Source organism: Aneurinibacillus sp. Ricciae_BoGa-3, from assembly GCF_028421645.1.
Lineage (GTDB): Bacteria > Bacillota > Bacilli > Aneurinibacillales > Aneurinibacillaceae > Aneurinibacillus_B.
On sequence record NZ_CP116887.1, the window covers coordinates 321,583 to 343,880 of the forward strand.

Here is a 22,298-nt window from a genome sequence, read left to right on the forward strand (position 1 = left end):
GCTAATTATATGGCTGGTTCAGTACATAAGGAAGGAAGTACTTGGTATTATATGTTGGAGCTTGGTAAAGATCAGCAAGGCAAACGGAAGAGGAAGAAGAAGAGAGGATTTAAAACAAAAAGGGAAGCACTTAAAGAACTTGCTGAAGCAGAGACTGCTTTAAATAAAGGGGTTTACGTAGAAGATGATCAACTTACTCTTGGTGAATATCTTCAATTCTGGTTAAAGCATTATGCAAAAATTAATACAGCGGAAAGGACATATGAAGGGTATTGTTCCATGATCCATGCACACATTATTCCAGCATTGGGGCATTTTAAGCTTTCAAAACTTACACCTTTTCATTTACAGAGTTATTATGCAGAAAAACTCAAAGACGGACGATATGATGGTAAAGGTGGCTTATCAGCCCGTACAGTTAAACATCATCATCGGTTAATTTCAAAGGCATTAAAGGATGCTGTAAAGTGGCAAAAGATTATACGAAATGTGGCAGAAGTGGTAGATCCCCCTAAGCCCAAAAAAGTTGAAATAAACCCACTTAGTGTAAATGAGATAAAAAGGCTGTTACAAGTTGCGTATCAGTCAACACAATATTATCCTATCATCTTTACAGCTATTCATACGGGAATGAGAAGAGGAGAACTGTTGGGATTATGTTGGAAAGACGTTGATTTAAGCAATGGTATTATCCGTGTTAGACAAACATTACAGATGATTGTAGGAACAGGAATTATATTTAAGGAGCCTAAGAGTGGAAAAGGACGCACTGTTACTATGACAACCGCACTCATTAATATGCTCCAAAATCATAAAATACAGCAAAATAAAAGCAAGCTAGCGTTCGGAGATATATATCAAGATTATGGGTTAGTTTTTACTCAGGGAAACGGTAAGTACATACAGCCGTCAGAATTGACCAAAGCATTTAAGAAGATGGTAAATGAAGCGAGGGTAACAAAAGTTCGATTCCATGATTTGCGTCATACCCATGCAACTTTATTATTACAGCAAAACATACACGCTAAAGTAGTTTCTGAACGATTAGGGCATTCCACTATAGGTATCACTCTTGATACCTACTCTCATGTTCTCCCTAATATGCAAAAAGAGGCTGCTCAAAAATTTGATTTCCTGCTTGATGAAATGAGCAAGAAAGCATAGAGGATGGGCTCCAAAATAAATAAAAACCACAATGGCACCAAAATGGCACCAATTTGAAATTTCATGTGCCTCTGGGTTATAGGTTTTTCCAAGTGTGGAAGTCGAGGGAAGCCTTGTTATATAAGAATTGGCGGGAGTGGGTGCGAATCGAACACACCAGCGACTACACGAGCCGCTCACTCGGTTTTGAAGACCGGGGAGGGCACCAGCACCCCATCCACCCCCATATTGCTATGAAATTCTGTATCGCCATGCCCGAAGCAAATTATACGTCAACAAAACCGTGTTGTGAACCCCTAAAGGTTTCAGAGATCATGCAGCCTCATTTCCCTTTCATTTATAAATGGATTATTCTATGCTAAATAGGAGTGAACGGTCAGCATTTCATTATGCAGCCAGGGAAAGGGATGACATATGATAGACAATAGTGAAGGTTTGCGTCATACAATCGGCATCGCCGGCCACATTGACCATGGAAAAACTTCGTTAACCCGGCAGCTCACAGGGATAGATACGGACCGGTTAAAAGAAGAAAAAGAACGGAGTATCTCCATAGAGCTCGGGTTCGCACCCTTCAAGCTGCCGGACGGTAAAACAATTGGAGTCGTGGATGTTCCGGGCCACGAGCGCTTTATCAGGCAGATGATTGCGGGCGCCGCAGGCATTGATCTCGTTGTCTTAGTGATAGCTGCCGACGAAGGCGTCATGCCGCAAACACAAGAACACACCGATATTCTTGGCTACCTAGGCATCGAACGCGGCATCATCGTGCTCACGAAAGCTGATACCGTGGATGATGAATGGCTTGAGCTCGTCAAGCAAGAGACCGCAGAGTGGGCTTCCGGCACTTTTTTGGCGGGGGCTCCTATGCTGGCTGTCAGCTCAAAAACCGGAGCGGGGATAGGCGAGCTCCGCCTGATGATAGAGCGTGAACTGGAGCGCATACCGCCGCGCAGCAGCCAGGCGCCTTTTCGCATGCCGATCGACCGTTCCTTCCATATAAAAGGGGCGGGTACGGTTGTTACAGGTACGGTATACGAAGGTAAAGCGGTTGAAGGGGATGTGCTGGAACTTCTGCCTGAGGGAATGACTGTGCGAGTCCGGCAACTGCATGAGCACAGCCGGCAGGTAGATGGGGTGTTTGCCGGACAGCGTGCAGCCATTAATATCGCGGGAACTGACACGGCGGCCAGAGGCATGACGCTGGCGTCACCCGGATATTTTAAGGCCACACAGAGAATCGATGTCCTATTATCCTCTCTGCCAAACCAGGAGCTTCCGCTCAAACAACGCAGCCGGGTTCGCCTCCATATTGGTACAGCTGAAGTGATTGGCAAGGTTATTTTCTACGACCGAAATACGATGCAGCATGGTGAGACAGCTGCATGCCAGCTGGAGCTACAGGAGCCCATAGCCGCCAAGAAAGGTGAGCCTTTTATCGTACGCAGGCTTTCACCGGCTGAAACAATTGGCGGGGGGCAGGTGCTTGATCCGTATGCCAGTCGCCACCGTTTCGGACAGGCTACGGCAGACAGGTTAAACAAGCTAGCGCAAGGGGAACCGGCGGAACTGCTTGTACAGGTTCTAGAGCGAGCTTTATATACGGATATACAAGGATTATCCAAACAGCTTGCAGTAAACGAAGAAGAAATGAAGCAACTCGTCCTTAAGATGGCTGAAGAGGGAGAGATTCGTCTTCTAGGGGGGCGGTTGGAACAGTCGGCACACCAGCCATTTGTGGTGCTAGCCCACACGCTGGACATCTGGAAAGAACAGATACAGCATGAGCTTGCCGAGTACCACGCCAAACACCCCATGCGTCCGGGGATGAAGAAAGCTTCTCTGCAGAGTGCTTTGTTTCAGAATCTTCCGGATCGATTGTGGCGCTATATAATAGAAGAAATGGATAGCACAGGTGTGATAAAGGAGTCTCAGGAATGGATTTGCCTCACCGGTTTCTCGCCTTCTTTTCCTGCATCGAGGCGCTCTGCGATTGAGGACGCTCTAAGAGAACTGCGCAATGCTGGGTTGACCCCGCCGGCATGGACCGTGCTTATGGACAAACACAGCATAGCTGAGCATCTCGCGGGAGACTTAAAAGCGCTGCTTCTTAACAGAACAGAGATTTTGCAACTGGAGGACGACCTCTATATCTATAAAGCGGAGTGGGATAAAGGCGTTCAAACGCTCCGCAGCAAAACGGAACAGTCACAAACGATTACACCTGCTGTTGTGCGCGAAATACTCGGCCTCTCCCGCAAATTCATGATTCCGCTTCTAGAGTCGCTTGACAGAAATAAGCTTACAAAGCGTGTAGAGGATGGCCGGGTATGGCTCGATCAGGGAAATCGTAAACCTGAACAGAAAAATTAGGTATTCGCTTGCTTTTTGTTCATGAATACGTTAATATATACAAGGTCTGAGTTGTTTATTCAAAACAACGAAGAAAAACCTTGCGTCCCACGTTATGATTCGATATAATGAGGGACATTGGTCGATGGACGCGATGATGTGGGAGGTTGCTGACACACCCGGCTCCGATGCCATGGCCGGCGTCAGGTTTTTTCCACTGAGAACTGTCCGTTTCTAAAATGGGCGAAAAGGAGGGACTACAATGGCAAAGCAAAAAATTCGTATCCGCTTGAAAGCATACGATCACAGAATTCTTGACCAGTCCGCAGAAAAGATTGTTGATACTGCGAAGCGTTCAGGTGCAGAGGTATCTGGCCCGATTCCGCTTCCTACTGAAAAATCAATCTTCACGATTCTGCGTGCGGTACACAAATACAAAGATTCTCGTGAGCAGTTCGAAATGCGTACACACAAGCGTTTAATCGATATTGTGAATCCAACACCGCAAACTGTTGATTCGCTTATGCGTCTTGACTTACCATCTGGTGTTGACATCGAAATCAAACTGTAAGCTTTGAAACAACTATCGAATTTAAACGAACGTTTAAAATAAACAACAATATTTATTTAGGAGGTGGCTCTCATGACTAAAGGAATCTTAGGTAGAAAAGTTGGGATGACTCAAGTTTTTACCGCTGAAGGCATTGTTGTTCCTGTAACAGTAATCGAAGCAGGTCCTTGCGTAGTTCTTCAAAAGAAAGACGCAACGACTGACGGATATGAAGCAGTTCAAATCGGCTTCGCTGACAAAAAGGAAATTCGTGCTAACAAGCCTGAAAAAGGCCATGCGGCAAAAGCTAAAACAACACCTAAGCGCTTCGTACGTGAACTTCGCAATGTGGATTTATCCCAATACGAAGTCGGTCAAGAGCTGAAAGCTGATGTATTTGCAGAAGGTGACATCATTGATGTAACCGGAACTTCAAAAGGTAAAGGTTTTGCTGGTGCGATCAAACGCCACGGACAAAGCCGCGGACCAATGGCGCACGGTTCACGTTACCATCGCCGTCCTGGTTCAATGGGTTCTATCGCTGCTAACCGCGTTCTTAAAGGTAAAGCATTACCTGGACGTATGGGTGGAGAGAAAGTTACCATTCAGAACCTGCAGGTTGTATCTGTTGATACAGATCGTAATCTTCTACTCGTTAAAGGTGCTATTCCAGGCCCTAAAAATAGTTTCGTAACAATCAAGAGTGCCGTTAAGGGCGGCAAATAATCAGGAAAGGAGGACTCCCAATGCCTAAAGTAACTTTGTTTAATCAAGCAGGCTCACAAGTGGGCGAAATCGAATTAGCGGATTCCGTTTTCGGTATCGAACCTAATGCTTCTGTGCTTGCAGACGCTGTAATCATGCAACAAGCTTCTTTACGCGCTGGTACGCATGCTGTTAAGAATCGTTCAGCAGTTCGCGGTGGCGGCCGTAAACCTTGGAAACAAAAAGGAACAGGACGCGCTCGTCAGGGTAGCATTCGTTCACCACAATGGGTAGGTGGTGGTGTAGTTTTCGGACCGACTCCACGCAGCTATTCTTTCAAATTGCCTAAGAAAGTTCGCCGTCTGGCAATTAAATCCGCTCTTTCTACTAAGGTAAAAAATGATGAAATCGTCGTTCTCGATGCACTGAGCTTGAATGCACCGAAAACAAAAGAAATGGTCAGCGTACTTAGCGGCCTGAATATCGACAGAAAAGTTCTTGTTGTTACTGGTGAATACAACGATGCGGTTGCACGTTCCGCTCGCAATATTCCTGGTGTAAAATTTGTTGCTGCAGATGGAATCAATGTACTTGATGTTCTCCATCATGACAAACTGCTCATTACGCAGGACGCAGTGGCAAAAGTTGAGGAGGTGCTTGCATGATGAAAGATCCTCGTGATGTTATCAAGCGCCCGGTTATTACCGAACGTACTGCTGACATGATGTCCAGCAACAAATACGTATTTGAAGTTGATTTGCGTGCAAACAAAACCGAAATCAAAGATGCGGTTCAACGCATTTTCGATGTGAAGGTTGTCAACGTGAACACAATGCGTGTTAAAGGTAAACCGAAGCGCGTAGGCAAATATTCTGGATACCGTTCTGACTGGAAGAAAGCAATTGTTCAATTAAGCGAAGATAGTAAAGCTCTTGAATTCTTTGAAGGTGTTTAATCAACGACAGAGCGAAGGAGGGAAATTAAATGGCAATTAAAAAGTATAAACCGACTTCTCCTGGTCGCCGTCAAATGACTGTGTCTACTTTTGAAGAGATCACAACTTCAACTCCTGAGAAATCATTGCTTGCTCCGAAGTCTAAGACAGCAGGCCGTAACAATCAGGGTAAAATCACAGTTCGTCATCACGGTGGCGGTCACAAACAGAAGTACCGTGTTATTGACTTCAAACGTACAAAAGATGGTATTCCAGGCAAAGTTGCTACAATCGAATACGATCCGAACCGTTCCGCTAACATCGCACTCATTAACTATGCAGACGGTGAAAAGCGGTACATCCTGGCTCCTAACGGCTTAACAGTAGGTACTGTTATTATGTCCGGACCGGATGCAGACATCAAAGTAGGTAACGCACTTCCACTGGAAAACATTCCGGTTGGTACGGTTATCCACAACATCGAATTAAAACCTGGCAAAGGCGGACAGCTTGTTCGTTCTGCAGGTGCAGAAGCTCAACTTCTTGGTAAAGACGGCGACTTCGCAATCGTGCGTCTTGCTTCTGGCGAAACCCGCATGATTCACAAAGAATGCCGTGCAACAATCGGCCAGGTTGGAAACCTTGATCATGAGCTTATCACGATCGGTAAAGCAGGCCGTACCCGCTGGTTAGGCGTTCGCCCAACAGTCCGCGGATCTGTTATGAACCCGAACGATCACCCACACGGTGGTGGTGAAGGCCGCGCTCCAATCGGTCGCAGTGGCCCAATGACTCCTTGGGGTAAACCAACTCTTGGTGCGAAAACACGCAAGAAGAGGAAACATTCCAGCAAGTACATCGTTCGCAGCCGTAAAAAATAATGAACACAAGGTGCGGTCGATAGAAACCGCACTTCTATCACGAAGGGAGGTTCGTACATGGGACGCAGCTTAAAAAAGGGACCTTTTGTTGACGACCATTTAATGAAAAAGGTCGAAGATCAGAACGCGAAAGGTGACAAGCGTGTTATCAAAACTTGGTCACGCCGCTCTACAATCTTCCCAGATTTCATCGGACACACATTTGCAGTGTATGATGGCCGCAAACACGTGCCTGTATACGTAACGGAAGACATGGTTGGCCACAAACTCGGTGAATTCGCACCGACTCGTACGTTCAAAGGCCACGTAGATTCCGATAAGAAAACAAAACGCTAAGTTATTTCATTGAACGCCAGAGAGGGGGTACCCAAATGGAAGCAAAAGCTATTGCTCGTTATATCCGCATTGCTCCTCGTAAAGTTCGACTCGTTGTCGATCTGATCCGCGGAAAGCAAGTTGGTGAAGCTATCGCTATCCTTAAGCACACACCAAAAGCAGCTTCTCCGGTTATCGAGAAAGTTTTGATGTCTGCTGTAGCAAACGCTGAGCATAACTTAAATTTAGATTCTAATGACCTCGTAATCAGCAAAGTTTTCGTTGATGAAGGTCCAACACTGAAACGTTTCCGTCCTCGTGCAATGGGTCGTGCGAGTCGGATTAATAAACGTACCAGCCATATTACATTAGTTGTATCTGAAAAATAAGGAGGGATAGCGCGTGGGTCAAAAAGTTAGCCCGGTAGGACTTCGGGTTGGCATTATCCGTGACTGGGAATCCAAGTGGTTCGCAGATAAAGATTATGCTACACTCTTACATGAAGATCTGAAGGTTCGCCAATATGTGAAAGACCAATTGAAAGACGCCTCTGTTTCTACTGTAGAAATTGAGCGCGCAGCCAACCGCTTAAACATAACTGTCCATACTGCTAAACCAGGCATGGTAATCGGTAAGGGTGGTTCAGAAGTTGAAAAACTTCGCAAAGCATTATCTAGCCTGACTGGCAAACGAGTACACATCAATATCAATGAAATTAAAAACCCTGATATGGATGCTACACTTGTTGCACAAAGCATTGCTCGCCAGTTAGAAAATCGTATTTCTTTCCGCCGTGCGCAGAAACAATCTCTGCAGCGCACTATGCGCGCAGGTGCTAAAGGTATCAAAACTATGGTAAGCGGACGTCTTGGCGGTGCTGATATCGCTCGTTCCGAAGGCTATAGCGAAGGTACAGTTCCTCTTCACACACTTCGTGCCGATATTGATTATGGTACAGCTGAAGCTGATACTACGTACGGAAAAATCGGTGTTAAAGTGTGGATTTATCGCGGAGAAGTTCTTCCTCAAGCGAAGAAGAGAAACACTGAGGAAGGAGGCCAATAATTATGTTGATCCCTAAACGTGTTAAACACCGTAAGCAGCATCGCGGAAAAATGAGAGGTCAAACTAAAGGCGGCGCAACCGTAAACTTTGGTGAATATGGCCTTCAAGCTCTGGAAGCTTCTTGGGTTACAAACCGTCAAATTGAAGCTGCCCGTATTGCAATGACTCGTTACATGAAACGTGGCGGTAAAGTATGGATTAAAATTTTCCCTGACAAACCGGTTACACAAAAACCTCTAGAAGTGCGGATGGGTTCCGGTAAAGGTTCCGTAGAACACTGGGTAGCAATCGTTAAGCCAGGCAAGATTATGTTTGAAATTGCGGGTGTTCCAGAAGAAGTAGCTCGTGAAGCAATGCGTCTCGCTATGCATAAGCTCCCAATCAAATGTAAATTTGTGAAACGGGAAGAATTGGGTGGTGACGTAAATGAAGGCTAATGAAATTCGCGACTTAACCACTGCCGAAATCGAACAAAAAGTTACTTCTTTGAAAGAAGAGCTTTTTAACCTCCGTTTTCAATTAGCAACAGGTCAACTGGATAGCCCTGCACGTATTCGTCAGGTACGTAAGGATATCGCAAAAGCCAAAACCGTTCTTCGTGAGCGCGAATTAGGAATAGCTAATAGTTAAGAGAGGAGGTCGCAAACATGGCAGCAGAACGCAACAACCGTAAAGTAGTTCTCGGTCGAGTTGTATCCGATAAAATGGATAAAACAATCGTTGTTCTTGTTGAGACGTACAAAAATCACCCGTTGTATGGCAAGCGAGTGAAGTACTCCAAAAAGTTCAAAGCTCATGATGAGCAAAACGTTGCAAAAATCGGCGATCTAGTAAAAATTATGGAAACCCGTCCGCTTTCTAAAGATAAGCGTTTCAGACTGGTTGAAGTAGTAGAGAAAGCCGTAATCATCTAATAAATTATAGATTCGTTCAGTTACATCTGAAGGGAGGGACTCTCCGTGATTCAAACGCAAACACGTTTACGCGTAGCAGATAATTCTGGTGCAAAAGAATTAATGTGCATTAAAGTGCTCGGCGGTTCTGGTCGTAAGTTCGCTAATATTGGTGATGTTATCGTTTGTTCGGTAAAACAAGCTACACCAGGTGGCGTTGTCAAGAAAGGCGATGTAGTAAAAGCTGTTATCGTTCGTTCTAAAAGCGGCTCCCGCCGTAAAGACGGTTCTTACATCCGTTTCGATGAAAACGCAGCGGTAATTGTCCGAGATGACAAGAGCCCGCGTGGAACTCGTATCTTCGGGCCTGTTGCTCGGGAACTTCGCGATAAAGACTTCATGAAAATCGTTTCCCTGGCTCCTGAAGTACTGTAATTCCCTAATATAAAGATTATGTTCGACAAGGAGGTGCCGTCATGTCCGAACGTCAAAAATTGCACGTGAAAACCGGTGATGACGTAGTCGTTATCAGCGGAAAAGATAAAGGTAAAAAAGGACGTATTCTTGCTGCTTACCCAAAAACTGGCCGAGTGCTGGTTGAAGGTGTGAATATGGTAAAGAAACATACTCGTCCGAACGCCGCTAATCCACAAGGCGGAATCGTTACGCAGGAAGGTGCAATTCACTCTTCCAACGTAATGATCGTGGATCCGAAAACAGGCGAACCAACTCGTATTGGTCATAAAATTGTGGACGGAAAGAAAGTACGCATTGCAAAAAAATCTGGCGAAGCACTTGATAAGTAGTCAGGTCGAAAGGAGGTCACTTAGAGATGGCTGCAAGAATGCAAGAAGTATATAACGAGAAAATCGTTCCTGCTTTAATGTCTAAGTTCAACTATAAATCTGTTATGCAGGCTCCGAAAATCGACAAAATTGTTATCAACGTTGGTTTAGGTGAAGCTGTATCCAATCCGAAAGTTCTTGACGGCGCAGTTCGAGATATCGAGCTTATCGCAGGTCAAAAACCGGTTGTAACGCGCGCTAAGAAATCAATCGCAGGCTTCCGCCTTCGTGAAGGCATGCCGATCGGCGTGAAGGTTACGCTTCGCGGTGAGCGCATGTATCATTTCTTAGACAAATTATTTAATATCTCTCTTCCTCGTGTACGTGACTTCCGCGGTATCTCCAACAAAGCGTTTGATGGACGCGGAAACTACACACTTGGTCTGAAAGAACAATTGATTTTCCCTGAAATTGAGTATGATAAAGTTGACGCAATCCGCGGTATGGATATCGTTATTGTTACTACGGCTAATACGGACGAAGAAGCCCGCGAACTGTTAACACAACTGGGCGCGCCCTTCACTAAATAGTTTCGGAATTTGAATCGATAAGGAGGGAAACACGTGGCTAAAAAATCTATGGTTGTAAAAGCGAACCGTAAGCCGAAGTTTAAAGTACAAGAGTACACACGCTGCGAACGTTGTGGCCGTCCACACTCTGTATATCGTAAATTTAAACTTTGCCGAATTTGCATTCGCGAACTGGCCTATGCAGGCCAACTGCCTGGAGTGAAAAAAGCAAGCTGGTAAACCCCTGTAAACGGGAAGGAGGTTAAACATATGGTGATGACAGATCCAATTGCAGATATGCTTACACGCATTCGCAACGCTAACACGGTTCGTCACGAGAAGTTAGAAGTTCCGGCTTCTACAATTAAGCGTGACATCGCAAATCTTCTGAAAGAAGAAGGCTTTGTCCGTGACGTTGAGTATGTTGAGGATAATAAACAAGGTATTCTCCGTATTTTCCTTAAATACGGTATGGATAACGAACGAGTAATCAACGGATTAAAACGCATTAGCAAACCTGGTTTGCGCGTATATGCGAAGAAAGATGAGGTTCCTAGAGTTCTGGGCGGATTAGGAATTGCAATCATCTCTACTTCTAATGGCGTTCTGAGCGACAAGCAAGCACGCCAACAGCAAGTAGGCGGCGAAGTTTTAGCTTACGTTTGGTAATCAATTTAAAAAGGGACGGAGGTGCAAAAAATGTCTCGTATCGGTAAAAAACCAATTGCTATTCCAGCAGGAGTAGAAGTAAAACTGGATGGCACTGTTATTTCGGTTAAAGGACCTAAAGGATCGTTAACCCGCACGCTTCACAACGAAGTACACGTAGCGGTAGAAGACAACGAAGTCGTTGTTTCCCGTCCTTCTGATAGTAAATTACACCGCGCTCTGCATGGTACAACTCGCAGCGTAATTGCGAACATGGTAGAAGGCGTAACAAACGGTTTCTCGAAAACACTCGAACTTGTAGGTGTAGGTTACCGTGCAGCTAAAGCAGGAAGCAACCTTACTTTAAATGTAGGTTACTCTCACCCTGTTGAAATCACTCCGGAAGATGGCATTGAGTTTGAAGTTCCGGCTCAAACACAAATCGTTGTCAGAGGTATCGACAAAGAGCGCGTAGGCCAAATTGCTTCTGAAATTCGTGCAGTGCGCAGCCCTGAGCCATACAAAGGCAAAGGTATTCGCTACCAAGGCGAACATGTACGTCGTAAAGAAGGTAAAACTGGTAAGAAGTAATCGCGTAAAGGTGTAACGAAAGGAGTGAATTAGACGTGATCTCTAAACAGGATAAAAACAAATCAAGGAAGAAAAGACATTTAAGAGTGCGAAAGAAAATTAACGGTACGGCTCAAGCGCCACGTTTAAATGTATACCGTTCTTCAAAACACATCTATGCTCAACTGGTTGATGATGTGGCAGGCGTGACCATCGCTTCTGCTTCCACTGTTGATCCAGAGCTTAAAGAACAGGTAAAACATGGCGGAAACCAGGATGCCGCTGCTAAAGTTGGTACCCTGATTGCTAAACGCAGCCTTGAAAAAGGCATTACTGAAGTTGTATTTGACCGTGGAGGCTACCTCTATCACGGACGTGTTAAAACACTCGCAGACGCAGCTCGTGAAGCTGGCCTGCAATTCTAATAAAATTAAGAACGTAAATCCTTATACAAGGAGGGAATCCAATGCGTATCGACGCTAGCAACCTCGAGCTCGAAGAGAAAGTCGTTGCCATCAACCGTGTTGCTAAAGTTGTTAAAGGTGGACGCCGTTTCGCTTTCAGCGCGTTAGTAGTAGTAGGCGACCGCAATGGCCATGTAGGCTCTGGAATGGGTAAAGCCCAAGAGGTTCCGGATGCAATCCGCAAGGCTATTGAGGATGCCAAGAAAAATCTAATTAAAGTTCCCCTTGTAGGAACTACTCTTCCTCATCAGGTGAACGGACGCTTTGGCGCAGGTAAAGTCTTCATGAAGCCTGCTTCTGCTGGTACAGGTGTTATTGCCGGCGGCCCTGTACGTGCTGTTCTTGAACTTGCAGGTGTAGGTGACGTATTAAGCAAGTCTTTAGGCTCTAACAACCCTATCAACATGGTTAATGCTACATTAGAAGGTCTCGGCCGTCTCAAGACTGCTGAACAAGTTGCGAAACTGCGTGGTAAAACTGCAGAAGAGCTGTTAGGTTAGGAGGGAATGAATCGTGGCTAAACTACAAATCACCCTCAAGAAGAGCTTGATTGGTCGTACGGAAGTACAAAAAGCTACTATTAAGGCCCTGGGCCTCCGTAAAATTCACCAATCTGTTGAACAACAGGACAATGCTGCTATTCGCGGCATGGTGAACAAAGTAGCTCATATGGTAGAAGTTAAAGAGATCGCTGAGTAATAGATAATTCGCTACAAAGAGGAGGTGCAACGATGAAATTACACGAAATTCAACCAGCCGAAGGCTCACGTCACACCCGCAAACGCGTAGGACGCGGCATTGGTTCCGGCAACGGCAAAACTGCCGGTCGCGGCCATAAAGGACAAAATGCCCGTTCAGGCGGCGGTGTACGTCCTGGCTTTGAAGGTGGTCAAAACCCGCTGTATCGTCGTTTGCCAAAACGCGGCTTTACAAATCCTACTCGCAAGGAATATGCGATTGTAGGCCTTGATCGCCTAAACGAATTCGAAGCTGATACAGTTGTAACACCTGAATTGCTTCTTGCAACTGGCGTTATTAAAAATGTACGCGATGGCGTAAAGATCTTAGGAAATGGAGAAGTAAACGTTAAGTTAACGGTTCAAGCCCAGAAGTTTTCTCAATCAGCTGTTGAGAAAATCGAAGCTGCAGGCGGAAAAACCGAGGTGATTTGATGTTTAGCTCCATCGCCAATGTTTTTAAGATTGCCGACTTGCGTCGAAAGGTTATTTTTACCCTTTTGATGCTTGTCGTCTTTCGAATTGGAAGTTTCATACCAGTACCGGGTATTAACGTATCCGTACTGCAGAATCTTTCCAAGTCCAATAATTTGTTCGGGTTTATCAATACATTTTCGGGCGGTGCTTTGCAGCACTTCTCTATTCTGTCTATGGGGATTATGCCTTACATCACCGCCTCGATTATTATGCAGCTCTTATCCATGGATGTTGTTCCGAAATTCACCCAGTGGGCTAAAGAGGGCGATATCGGCCGCCGGAAAATTGCCCAGTATACTCGTTACGGAACGATTATACTTGGCTTGATTCAGGCAGTAGGTTTGTCAATAGGATTTAACCGGACCCTCAATGGTTTGGTTATTAATCCAAGTTTTACGACCTATGCGATGATTGCTATCGTTCTGACCGCAGGAACGGCTTTCCTGATGTGGCTTGGTGAGCAGATTACCGAGAAGGGCGTCGGGAACGGAATTTCAATTATTATCTTTGCGGGTATCGTAGCTGCAATCCCGAATGGAGTCCGAAACATTTACGCAACAGAGTTTACAGGCCAATCAGATGTGTTTATGGGCATTGTAAAAATGCTCGGCCTTCTCATTGCCGTGATTCTCATCGTAATTGCCGTCATTTATGTCCAGCAGGGCATTCGTAAAGTGCCGGTTCAATACGCTAAAAGGGTAGTCGGCAGAAAAATGTATGGTGGCCAATCCACGCATATTCCTTTGAAAGTGAATACGGCTGGAGTAATTCCCGTCATCTTTGCCATGTCCTTGATTGTATTCCCGCCTACTATCGCTCAGTTCTGGAGCACCAATCCGGTTGCAATTTGGATTCAGAAAATCTTTGATTACCGATCGCCGACTGGGATGGTATTGTATGTCATACTGATTATCGCATTCTCGTACTTCTATACATTCGTACAGATGAATCCGGAGCAGATGTCAGACAATATGAAAAAGAACGGTGGATACATTCCTGGTATACGTCCGGGCAAAGAAACAGCTCAGTATATTATCAGAACCTTAAATCGGATTACTTTAGCAGGTTCAATTTTCTTGGCCGCTGTATCTGTACTTCCAATGATTTTTACAGCTGCAGGTCAGCTTCCACAATCGATTCAAATCGGCGGCACCTCGCTGCTCATTGTTATCGGTGTTGCGTTGGATACCATGAAGCAAATTGAAAGCCAGTTAGTAAAACGACATTACAAAGGTTTTATTAAGTAATACTCAGCTGTTCATTTGATCGACGTATGGAGGGGTAGAGATGAATATTATCTTAATGGGATTGCCGGGAGCTGGAAAAGGAACACAAGGAGAGCGAATCGTTGAGGAATTCATGATTCCGCACATTTCGACAGGGGATATGTTCCGCGCAGCCATCCGGGAAGAAACCGCGATGGGATTACAAGCTAAATCCTATATGGATGAAGGAAAACTTGTTCCGGATGAAGTTGTAATCGGAATTGTAAAGGAACGCCTGGCGAAGCCTGACTGTGAGAAGGGATTTATGTTGGATGGATTCCCACGTACCCTGCCCCAGGCTGAAGCACTAGATGCTACGTTGAAGGATCTGGGCCGAACAATTGACCATGTTATCAATATCGATGTTGATCGCAGCATTCTGCTGGATCGCTTGACAGGCAGACGCATCTGTAAAAGCTGCGGCTCAACCTATCATGTTGTGTTTAATCCGCCCGCGCAGGAAGGCGTTTGTGATAAATGCGGGGGAGAACTGTACCAGCGGAGCGATGATAATGAGGAAACCGTTGCGACTCGTCTCGATGTAAACATCGAACAATCTGCGCCGCTTTTAAAATACTACGATGAAAAAGGTTTGCTCCGTAACATTAACGGACAACAGGATATAAACTTAGTATTTGAAGATATTGCAAAGTTGTTAAGAGGTCAATCTTAATGATCATTTGCAAATCCAAAGCTGAGATTGACATCATGCGAGAGGCCGGGCGAATTGTTGCTTTGACCCATAAGGAGCTTAAAAAAGCGCTCCGTGCAGGTGTTACTACAAAAGAATTGGATGGGATCGCAGATCGCTTCATACGAAAGCATGGAGCTAAACCTTCTTTCAAAGGTTACGGAGGCTTTACAGGTAGTATTTGTACCTCAGTCAACGAAGAACTCGTTCACGGCATTCCAGGTAACCGCAAATTAAAAGACGGAGATATTATCAGCCTCGATATTGGGGCTGAGGTAGATGGGTATCACGGAGATTCAGCCTGGACCTATGGCATCGGGAAGATTGCACCGGACAATCAGCGGCTGCTGAATGTCACGGAACAATCTCTTTACGAGGGGCTCAGGATGGCGGAACCGGATGCACGGCTTACCGATATCTCACATGCTATTCAGGTTCATGTCGAAAATGCGGGGTTTTCTATTGTTAGAGAGTATGTGGGGCATGGAATTGGTCGAAACTTACATGAGGACCCACAAATTCCAAACTTTGGACCTCCAGGCCGTGGGCCGCGGCTAAAACCGGGAATGGTTTTTGCGATTGAACCGATGGTGAATGCGGGAAGCCGCCACGTCAGAACACTGGAAGACCGTTGGACGGTTGTAACAGTAGACGGTTCGATGTGCGCTCACTTTGAACATACGATTGTTGTTACTGAGAACGGCTACGATATACTCACCAAAGTGTAGCACCGGCTCTTTTCATTTGATAGGGCTTTGTGTTATGATAGCGGGTGGGACTCACGTTCGACCAGCTATTTTTAAAAAAAGCTGAAGTGCTGGAGAAAGGAGAATAACCTTCATGGCTAAAGAAGATGTAATCGAAGTTGAAGGTACCGTTATTGAACCTCTACCGAACGCGATGTTCCGTGTAGAGCTGGAGAACGGGCATAAAGTACTCGCACATGTTTCTGGAAAGATTCGTATGCACTTTATTCGAATTCTGCCAGGGGACAAAGTAACTGTCGAATTATCGCCTTACGATTTGACCCGCGGGCGAATCACATATCGCTATAAATAGAGTTAGAAAACAAGAAGTTAGAGGTGCAGCGAACCTCCAACCTCTAATATTTTCTATTCTCTAGAAGATGACAGGAGGTTATCCAAATGAAAGTAAGACCATCTGTGAAGGCTATTTGCGAGAAATGTAAAATCATTCGCCGCAAAGGCAAGATCATGGTAATCTGTGAAAACCCGAAACATAAACAAAGACAAGGCTAATTTATAAGGAGGTGCACGAAATATGGCACGTATTGCGGGAGTCGACTTACCTCGTGATAAACGCGTAGTTGTCGCGTTAACGTATATTTTTGGCATTGGACGTTCCACTGCTAATAAAATTCTGAGTGAGACTGGTATCGATGAGAATACTCGTGTTCGCGATCTGACCGAAGATGAAGCAGCTAAGCTTCGCGAGTACATCGACAAAACTATCAAGGTTGAAGGGGATCTTCGCCGTGAAGTATCTCTTAACATTAAACGCCTGATTGAAATCGGCTCTTTCCGTGGCGTTCGTCACCGTCGTGGGCTTCCGGTTCGCGGACAGCGCACAAAAACAAATGCTCGTACACGCAAAGGTCCACGTCGTACCGTTGCTAATAAGAAGAAGTAAAGGGGGTAAATGAAGTTGGCGAAAAGAAAAGTAGCTGCGACTCGTACTCGTCGCCGTGACCGTAAAAACGTTGAAACTGGTATCGCGCATATTCGCTCTACGTTTAATAACACCATCGTTACTATAACGGATCCCCATGGAAATACAATTTCTTGGGCAAGTGCTGGTGGGCTTGGATTTAGAGGTTCTCGTAAGAGCACTCCGTTTGCTGCTCAAATGGCTGCTGAACAAGCTGCTAAAGCATCAATGGAACATGGTATGAAATCTGTTGAAGTTCTGGTTAAAGGACCAGGATCCGGCCGTGAAGCCGCTATCCGTTCTCTCCAGGCCACTGGATTAGAAGTTAACATGATCAAAGATGTAACTCCTATTCCTCACAATGGATGCCGTCCTCCAAAACGTCGTCGTGTATAATTTAGTGTAAATTTGCATAAACTAGCAGTTTAAGAAGTTATACACATGGCAATACTAAGGTACTGACACGCTTTACGTGCGGTCATTAAGGGAACAGATAGATGCAGCTTTCGGGTTGAAGGTTGCTAGACGGGACCCCGGGGCTTACGTATGCCTTAAGTATCAGTGGTAACCGCCTATGGGGAATTCCGGTCGTGGACCCTATGACCCGTCCGGAATTTTCGACGTTTTGAAGGAGGGTTTGATTGATGATCGAAATAGAAAAGCCAAAGATCGAAGTGGTAGAAGTTAACGAAGACTCTACTTATGGTAAATTTGTGGTTGAACCTCTGGAAAGAGGATACGGTACGACTCTGGGCAACTCCTTGCGTCGAATCCTCCTCTCTTCACTTCCGGGTGCAGCTGTTACCAGCGTCCAAATCGATGGTGTTCTTCATGAGTTCTCCACGGTCGAAGGCGTTGTAGAAGATACTACCCAGATCATCTTAAATTTAAAAACTCTTTCTCTCAAAATCCATTCGGACGAAGAGAAAGTGCTTGAAATCGATGCAGAGGGTGGCGGACCTGTTACAGCTGCTGACATCCGTGCGGATAGCGATGTGGAGATTCTTAATCCGGAGTTACACATTGCTACGTTAGAGGACGATGCACGCCTTCACATCCGCATGTCTGCGAATCGAGGAAGAGGCTATGTTTCAGCTGATGCGAACAAGACGGGTGATTTGCCTATCGGCGTTATCCCGATTGATTCGATTTACACACCGATTAGCCGTGTAAACTATCAGGTAGAGAATACGCGTGTGGGACAGGTTACAAACTATGACAAGCTGACGCTGGAAGTTTGGACGGATGGAAGCATTCGCCCTGAGGAAGCGGTAAGCCTTGGCGCCAAAATTATGACCGAACATCTTAATTTATTTGTTGGTCTTACCGATGAAGCCAAGGAAGCAGAAATCATGGTGGAGAAGGAAGAAGATAAGAAAGAAAAAGTGCTTGAGATGACCATCGAAGAACTTGATCTTTCCGTTCGTTCTTACAACTGCCTGAAGCGTGCCGGTATCAATACGGTGCAGGAACTCACGCAAAAAACAGAAGAAGATATGATGAAGGTGCGCAATCTTGGCCGCAAGTCTCTTGAAGAAGTTCAGGAGAAGCTGGAAGAACTTGGCCTTGGTCTGCGTAAAGACGATTAGTATACAGAAACGTTACAACTTAAGGGTCTAAAGGAGGGAAATTCAAATGGCACAATCTAAATTAGGCCGTAATACAAGTGCTCGTAAGGCGCTGTTCCGCGATCTGGTTACAGACCTTATTATCAATGAGCGCATTGAAACGACTGAATCTAAAGCAAAAGAACTTCGTTCAATTGCTGAAAAGATGATTACTTTGGCTAAACGCGGTGACCTGCACGCTCGTCGTCAAGTAGCCGCTTTTGTGCGTAAAGAAGTAGCTGATAAGGAAACGAATCAGGATGCAATTCAAAAATTATTTGATACGCTTGCACCTCGCTTCTCTGAGCGTCAAGGCGGATACACGCGCATCTTGAAAATTGGGCCTCGTCGCGGCGACGGCGCTCCAATGGTATACATTGAGTTAGTTTAATTGCATGCATTGACGCAAGAAAGGGTGAGGGAATCACCCTTTTTTTGTGTATAAAAAGGTTTGTGAGATAGGTTGTGATCGTATGAGCGGTGCAAAAAGTATAGTAAGCATGAATAATGCCGCATTCGGCTATGACCCTGCCCATCCGGAGAACCTGGCTGTAAAGGGAGTTTCGCTTCACGTTGAACGAGGGGAATTTCTTTCAATAATCGGCCATAACGGCTCAGGGAAATCTACACTTGCTAAAATGCTGAATGGCCTGCTGCTGCCTGTTTCCGGAACTGTAGAAGTAAATGGCTATCAGACAACGGATGAATCACACATCTGGAATATACGTGAAAAAGTTGGCATGGTTTTTCAAAATCCCGACAATCAGTTTGTTGCGCCAACAGTCGAAGATGATATTGCGTTTGGCCTGGAGAATAGGGGTGTTCCACAGGATGAAATGGAAGGGCGTATCCTGGATGCTTTGGAAAAAGTAGATATGACGGATTTTCGTTTTCATGAACCGAACAAGCTGTCTGGCGGCCAGAAGCAGCGCGTGGCTATCGCCGGCATGTTGGCCATTGAACCGGACATTCTTGTGTTGGATGAAGCCACCGCCATGCTCGATCCACGCGGCCGCGCTGAGGTGTTGGAGGTAGTCAGGAAAATGAACCAGATCCTTGGTATGACGGTCATACAGATCACACACTACTTAGAAGAGACGTTAAACAGCGATCGTATTGTCGTAATGGATCAGGGGCAGATTGTGGGAGAGGGAACGCCAGAGGTCCTCTATCAGCAGGTTGATTGGCTTCGTAAGCTTGGCCTTGATGTTCCTTTTGCATGCGATCTGAAGTTTCGCCTGGGGGCAATCGGAATTCGACTGCCAGGCTATGAGACTACTTCAGAAGGGGTGCTGCAAGCGATATGGACATCCAGCTTAATCAAGTAGGCTATACATATGGAAAAGGCACTCCGTTTGAACACCGGGCTTTAAAAAATGTTTCGCTTCACATTCCTTATGGCAGCTATATTGCCATTATTGGCCATACAGGCTCCGGCAAGTCAACTCTTATTCAGCTGCTTAATGGCCTGCTGCAGCCGACAGAGGGTACGCTTCAGGTGGGGGATTTTAAGCTGCCTGTCAAAAGGCAGAAAGGACTTCAGCGGCTGCGCCAGCAGGTGGGCCTTGCTTTTCAGTATCCAGAGTACCAGCTGTTTGAGGAGTCGGTCGCAAAAGATGTAGCTTTTGGCTTGAAGAACATGAATGTCCCTCAGGAACTTATTTCTGCACGGGTGAGAGAGGCGCTGGGGCTGGTTGGGCTAGACGTGGCAGAATACGCTGATAAGTCTCCTTTTGCCTTAAGCGGCGGCCAGATGAGGCGTGTTGCGCTGGCGGGGGTGCTTGTGATGAATCCAAAAATTCTCGTTTTGGATGAACCCACCGCTGGACTTGATCCGTCCGGACATCACGAGATTCTGGAAATGGTCACCAGGATTCACCGAGAAGAAAAGCGCACAACGATCCTTGTTACGCATAGTATGGAAGATGCAGCACACTACGCCGACTACCTGTATGTGATGAATGAAGGAACCGTGTGGATGGAAGGAACACCGGGGGAAGTATTCAAAGACCCGGTACGAATTCAGCAAGCGGGGCTTGAACTGCCGGAAATCACCCGGTTTATTATGCGGTTTAATGAAATGCAGGCGGCTGTACGGCCGGATTTGTCCCCTATTCCTCATGATATTTTTGACACGGCCGTGCTGGTGGACGAGCTTTCACGCCGCATGAGGAAAGGAGGAGAGGGGAGATGAGTTTACTCGGGAATATCCCAATAGGCCAGTATATTGCAGGCCATTCTCCGATACACCGGTTGGACCCCAGGGCTAAGCTTGTATTTGCCTTTGTCTTTATTATCCTTATTTTTTTAGCTGGTTCACTGCTCTCTTTCCTAATTGTGACCGCTGTCTGCCTGATTGGGATTCTTCTTTCACGCCTTTCGATTATGTATGTGTTAAAAGGGCTCAAACCTGCTTTATGGTTTATCGTGCTTACCATTCTGGTTCAGGTTCTGACTAATCAGCAGGGCCCTCTATTATTTTCGTGGCGTTTTATCGAGATCCACATGCAGGGTGTGCAAGAAGCCTCTGTTGTTTCTGCGCGTATTATACTCCTAATGGTGATTGCATCGATTCTAACGCTGACCACATCACCTATCCAGTTGACGGACGGCCTGGAAAGTCTTTTCTCCCCATTGAATCGCTTTGGTTTCCCCGCACATGAACTGGCATTGATGATGTCAATTTCACTGCGGTTTATCCCGACGCTGCTGGAGGAAACAGAAAAGATCGCGAAGGCGCAAATATCGCGTGGCGCCTCTTTTTCAAGCGGTTCTATTGGCAAGCGAGTGATGGGCATTGTGCCGCTCATTGTTCCTTTGTTTGTGCAGTCTTTCCGCCGGGCAGAGGATTTGGCCCTTGCAATGGAGGCCAGAGGCTACCGCGGGGGAGAAGGACGGACCAAATATCGCAAGCTTGTGTGGAAGACCAGCGATACAGGGTTGATCCTGATTCTCATTATCCTGAGCGGCATTCTGATGTATCTTCGAATCGCTGTTTAAATAAAGAACAACAAGGAAAGGCTGCAGATCGTATGCAATGGCGAAAAATTAAACTCACATTTAGCTATCAGGGTACCGCTTACTATGGACTGCAGCGCCAGAAGAATGGTCCCAGTATTCAGGAGGAAATTGAAAAGGTTCTGGCCAGGATTCTCGGTCATGAGGCTGTACTTGTAGCTTCGGGCAGAACGGACTCAGGTGTCCATGCCCGGATGCAGGTAGCGCACTTTTGTACGTCTCACAGCATTCCCGCTGATCGTCTCCCGCTTGCGATCAATACCTTTTTGCCAGATGATATTGTCATCCTGGAGGCTCTGGATGTACCCCAGTCTTTTCATGCTCGTTATCATGTCATTGAGAAAACGTATCGCTACCGGGTGCTGAACCAGAGAGTAGCGGATCCGTTTCTCAGGGACTGGGCCTGCCATGTGAGAAGTCCGCTTGATCTAGAGAAAATGCGAATGGCTGCCTCTTATTTGACAGGTACCCATGATTTTACTTCTTTTAGCTCAATCCGCACCAGAACGGGCGATCGCGTGCGCACAGTTTATGAGATACGAATCGAGGAGACGCTGCGCGACACTGCATTGCCGGCTCAGGGGCGGGATATCTGGCTGGCCTACCGCGGCAGCGGCTTCCTGTATAACATGGTCCGCATGATGACAGGTGCCCTTCTCGAGGTGGGGAAAGGGCGAATGCAGGTAGACAATGTTAAACGAATGCTGGATGCTAAAGACGCCTTAATTAAGAAGGTAAATGCGCCTGCGCACGGACTCTATTTATGGGACATTCAATACGCGGAACCAGACGATATACGCATAAAGGAAAAAGAAAAGCGCCGCCTGTGAGAGGTTGTGTCAACGTGACCTGGTGTGTGATTTTTTTCTTGACTCTGTATGGCCTGTATAGTAATATATTCTTTGGTATTTTAAATACCCACTAGCCCCGAAACTTGTGG

The 22,298-nt window shown here is 46.0% G+C and carries 36 protein-coding genes and 1 tRNA gene; 36 read left to right on the forward strand and 1 reads right to left on the reverse strand.

Annotation, left to right across the window (positions count from 1 at the left end; genetic code table 11):
- Positions 1-9: 9 nt before the first annotated feature.
- On the forward strand, positions 10-1,164 hold the full coding sequence (locus tag PP175_RS01600) for a tyrosine-type recombinase/integrase (protein ID WP_272441158.1): 1,155 nt from the start codon (positions 10-12) through the stop codon (positions 1,162-1,164).
- Positions 1,165-1,292: 128 nt separating this feature from the next.
- Here the strand turns inward: PP175_RS01600 and PP175_RS01605 are convergent.
- Positions 1,293-1,389 (reverse strand) — tRNA-Sec (locus PP175_RS01605).
- Positions 1,390-1,578: 189 nt separating this feature from the next.
- Between PP175_RS01605 and selB the strand changes: the two genes are divergently transcribed.
- The 35 genes from selB (at position 1,579) to truA (ending at position 22,188) form a co-directional block, all read left to right on the forward strand.
- Positions 1,579-3,537, forward strand: a complete 1,959-nt coding sequence (gene selB, locus PP175_RS01610; protein ID WP_272441159.1) for a selenocysteine-specific translation elongation factor — start codon at positions 1,579-1,581, stop codon at positions 3,535-3,537.
- Between the two features lie 241 nt (positions 3,538-3,778).
- A complete protein-coding gene (gene rpsJ, locus PP175_RS01615; RefSeq protein WP_272441160.1) occupies positions 3,779-4,087 on the forward strand; it encodes a 30S ribosomal protein S10 in 309 nt (102 codons plus the stop codon).
- 72 nt (positions 4,088-4,159) lie between these two features.
- Positions 4,160-4,792: a 50S ribosomal protein L3 gene (gene rplC / locus PP175_RS01620; protein WP_272441161.1), complete on the forward strand. Its 633-nt coding sequence runs from the start codon at positions 4,160-4,162 to the stop codon at positions 4,790-4,792.
- Between the two features lie 20 nt (positions 4,793-4,812).
- Positions 4,813-5,436, forward strand: a complete 624-nt coding sequence (gene rplD / locus PP175_RS01625; RefSeq protein WP_272441162.1) for a 50S ribosomal protein L4 — start codon at positions 4,813-4,815, stop codon at positions 5,434-5,436.
- Positions 5,436-5,726: a 50S ribosomal protein L23 gene (gene rplW / locus PP175_RS01630; RefSeq protein ID WP_272443151.1), complete on the forward strand. Its 291-nt coding sequence runs from the start codon at positions 5,436-5,438 to the stop codon at positions 5,724-5,726. Before rplD ends, rplW begins: the two co-directional genes overlap by 1 nt.
- A 29-nt stretch (positions 5,727-5,755) precedes the next feature.
- A complete protein-coding gene (gene rplB / locus PP175_RS01635) occupies positions 5,756-6,586 on the forward strand; it encodes a 50S ribosomal protein L2 (RefSeq protein ID WP_272441163.1) in 831 nt (276 codons plus the stop codon).
- A 57-nt stretch (positions 6,587-6,643) separates the two neighbouring features.
- A complete protein-coding gene (rpsS, locus tag PP175_RS01640; RefSeq protein ID WP_272441164.1) occupies positions 6,644-6,922 on the forward strand; it encodes a 30S ribosomal protein S19 in 279 nt (92 codons plus the stop codon).
- Between the two features lie 35 nt (positions 6,923-6,957).
- Complete coding sequence (gene rplV, locus PP175_RS01645) at positions 6,958-7,290, forward strand: 50S ribosomal protein L22 (protein ID WP_272441165.1); 333 nt, start codon at positions 6,958-6,960, stop codon at positions 7,288-7,290.
- Between the two features lie 13 nt (positions 7,291-7,303).
- The gene (gene rpsC, locus PP175_RS01650) at positions 7,304-7,966 is read left to right on the forward strand and encodes a 30S ribosomal protein S3 (protein WP_272441166.1); all 663 of its coding nucleotides are present in this window, start codon (positions 7,304-7,306) and stop codon (positions 7,964-7,966) included.
- 2 nt (positions 7,967-7,968) lie between these two features.
- Positions 7,969-8,403: a 50S ribosomal protein L16 gene (rplP, locus tag PP175_RS01655; RefSeq protein ID WP_272441167.1), complete on the forward strand. Its 435-nt coding sequence runs from the start codon at positions 7,969-7,971 to the stop codon at positions 8,401-8,403.
- Positions 8,393-8,596: a 50S ribosomal protein L29 gene (gene rpmC, locus PP175_RS01660; protein WP_272441168.1), complete on the forward strand. Its 204-nt coding sequence runs from the start codon at positions 8,393-8,395 to the stop codon at positions 8,594-8,596. The genes rplP and rpmC overlap by 11 nt, the downstream gene beginning before the upstream one ends.
- 17 nt (positions 8,597-8,613) lie before the next feature.
- The gene (gene rpsQ, locus PP175_RS01665) at positions 8,614-8,880 is read left to right on the forward strand and encodes a 30S ribosomal protein S17 (protein ID WP_272441169.1); all 267 of its coding nucleotides are present in this window, start codon (positions 8,614-8,616) and stop codon (positions 8,878-8,880) included.
- Positions 8,881-8,925: 45 nt separating this feature from the next.
- Positions 8,926-9,294, forward strand: coding sequence for a 50S ribosomal protein L14 (gene rplN, locus PP175_RS01670; RefSeq protein ID WP_272441170.1), 369 nt, complete (start codon positions 8,926-8,928; stop codon positions 9,292-9,294).
- 59 nt (positions 9,295-9,353) lie between these two features.
- Entirely contained in the window at positions 9,354-9,665 is a 312-nt protein-coding gene (rplX, locus tag PP175_RS01675; RefSeq protein WP_272443152.1) for a 50S ribosomal protein L24, read from the forward strand.
- A gap of 26 nt (positions 9,666-9,691) precedes the next feature.
- Entirely contained in the window at positions 9,692-10,234 is a 543-nt protein-coding gene (gene rplE, locus PP175_RS01680; RefSeq protein WP_272441171.1) for a 50S ribosomal protein L5, read from the forward strand.
- Between the two features lie 33 nt (positions 10,235-10,267).
- Complete coding sequence (locus tag PP175_RS01685; protein ID WP_027415404.1) at positions 10,268-10,453, forward strand: type Z 30S ribosomal protein S14; 186 nt, start codon at positions 10,268-10,270, stop codon at positions 10,451-10,453.
- 30 nt (positions 10,454-10,483) lie between these two features.
- Positions 10,484-10,882, forward strand: a complete 399-nt coding sequence (gene rpsH / locus PP175_RS01690; protein ID WP_272441172.1) for a 30S ribosomal protein S8 — start codon at positions 10,484-10,486, stop codon at positions 10,880-10,882.
- Positions 10,883-10,912: 30 nt separating this feature from the next.
- Complete coding sequence (gene rplF / locus PP175_RS01695) at positions 10,913-11,452, forward strand: 50S ribosomal protein L6 (RefSeq protein WP_272441173.1); 540 nt, start codon at positions 10,913-10,915, stop codon at positions 11,450-11,452.
- A gap of 35 nt (positions 11,453-11,487) precedes the next feature.
- Positions 11,488-11,856, forward strand: a complete 369-nt coding sequence (gene rplR, locus PP175_RS01700) for a 50S ribosomal protein L18 (protein WP_272441174.1) — start codon at positions 11,488-11,490, stop codon at positions 11,854-11,856.
- 41 nt (positions 11,857-11,897) lie between these two features.
- Entirely contained in the window at positions 11,898-12,395 is a 498-nt protein-coding gene (rpsE, locus tag PP175_RS01705; protein ID WP_272441175.1) for a 30S ribosomal protein S5, read from the forward strand.
- Between the two features lie 10 nt (positions 12,396-12,405).
- Positions 12,406-12,594: a 50S ribosomal protein L30 gene (rpmD, locus tag PP175_RS01710; RefSeq protein ID WP_272443153.1), complete on the forward strand. Its 189-nt coding sequence runs from the start codon at positions 12,406-12,408 to the stop codon at positions 12,592-12,594.
- Positions 12,595-12,626: 32 nt separating this feature from the next.
- The gene (rplO, locus tag PP175_RS01715; RefSeq protein ID WP_272441176.1) at positions 12,627-13,067 is read left to right on the forward strand and encodes a 50S ribosomal protein L15; all 441 of its coding nucleotides are present in this window, start codon (positions 12,627-12,629) and stop codon (positions 13,065-13,067) included.
- Complete coding sequence (gene secY / locus PP175_RS01720) at positions 13,067-14,356, forward strand: preprotein translocase subunit SecY (RefSeq protein ID WP_272441177.1); 1,290 nt, start codon at positions 13,067-13,069, stop codon at positions 14,354-14,356. Before rplO ends, secY begins: the two co-directional genes overlap by 1 nt.
- 40 nt (positions 14,357-14,396) lie before the next feature.
- On the forward strand, positions 14,397-15,047 hold the full coding sequence (locus tag PP175_RS01725; protein ID WP_272441178.1) for an adenylate kinase: 651 nt from the start codon (positions 14,397-14,399) through the stop codon (positions 15,045-15,047).
- Positions 15,047-15,793 carry a type I methionyl aminopeptidase gene (gene map, locus PP175_RS01730; RefSeq protein WP_272441179.1) on the forward strand — a complete coding sequence of 249 codons (747 nt, stop codon included), beginning with the start codon at positions 15,047-15,049 and terminating at the stop codon, positions 15,791-15,793. Before PP175_RS01725 ends, map begins: the two co-directional genes overlap by 1 nt.
- 112 nt (positions 15,794-15,905) lie before the next feature.
- Positions 15,906-16,124 (forward strand): translation initiation factor IF-1, encoded by a 219-nt coding sequence (infA, locus tag PP175_RS01735; RefSeq protein ID WP_003322635.1) that lies wholly within the window; start codon positions 15,906-15,908, stop codon positions 16,122-16,124.
- A gap of 86 nt (positions 16,125-16,210) precedes the next feature.
- Positions 16,211-16,324 carry a 50S ribosomal protein L36 gene (gene rpmJ, locus PP175_RS01740; protein WP_272441180.1) on the forward strand — a complete coding sequence of 38 codons (114 nt, stop codon included), beginning with the start codon at positions 16,211-16,213 and terminating at the stop codon, positions 16,322-16,324.
- 22 nt (positions 16,325-16,346) lie between these two features.
- Positions 16,347-16,715, forward strand: coding sequence for a 30S ribosomal protein S13 (rpsM, locus tag PP175_RS01745; RefSeq protein WP_272441181.1), 369 nt, complete (start codon positions 16,347-16,349; stop codon positions 16,713-16,715).
- Positions 16,716-16,724: 9 nt separating this feature from the next.
- Positions 16,725-17,129: a 30S ribosomal protein S11 gene (gene rpsK / locus PP175_RS01750; RefSeq protein WP_272441182.1), complete on the forward strand. Its 405-nt coding sequence runs from the start codon at positions 16,725-16,727 to the stop codon at positions 17,127-17,129.
- 248 nt (positions 17,130-17,377) lie between these two features.
- Positions 17,378-18,322 (forward strand): DNA-directed RNA polymerase subunit alpha, encoded by a 945-nt coding sequence (locus PP175_RS01755; RefSeq protein WP_272441183.1) that lies wholly within the window; start codon positions 17,378-17,380, stop codon positions 18,320-18,322.
- A gap of 46 nt (positions 18,323-18,368) precedes the next feature.
- Complete coding sequence (gene rplQ, locus PP175_RS01760) at positions 18,369-18,731, forward strand: 50S ribosomal protein L17 (RefSeq protein WP_272441184.1); 363 nt, start codon at positions 18,369-18,371, stop codon at positions 18,729-18,731.
- Between the two features lie 82 nt (positions 18,732-18,813).
- Positions 18,814-19,668, forward strand: coding sequence for an energy-coupling factor transporter ATPase (locus PP175_RS01765; RefSeq protein ID WP_272441185.1), 855 nt, complete (start codon positions 18,814-18,816; stop codon positions 19,666-19,668).
- Positions 19,644-20,534, forward strand: a complete 891-nt coding sequence (locus PP175_RS01770; protein WP_272441186.1) for an energy-coupling factor transporter ATPase — start codon at positions 19,644-19,646, stop codon at positions 20,532-20,534. Before PP175_RS01765 ends, PP175_RS01770 begins: the two co-directional genes overlap by 25 nt.
- The gene (locus tag PP175_RS01775; RefSeq protein ID WP_272441187.1) at positions 20,531-21,340 is read left to right on the forward strand and encodes an energy-coupling factor transporter transmembrane component T family protein; all 810 of its coding nucleotides are present in this window, start codon (positions 20,531-20,533) and stop codon (positions 21,338-21,340) included. Before PP175_RS01770 ends, PP175_RS01775 begins: the two co-directional genes overlap by 4 nt.
- Before the next feature lie 32 nt (positions 21,341-21,372).
- Positions 21,373-22,188: a tRNA pseudouridine(38-40) synthase TruA gene (gene truA, locus PP175_RS01780; protein WP_272441188.1), complete on the forward strand. Its 816-nt coding sequence runs from the start codon at positions 21,373-21,375 to the stop codon at positions 22,186-22,188.
- Positions 22,189-22,298: the final 110 nt, after the last annotated feature.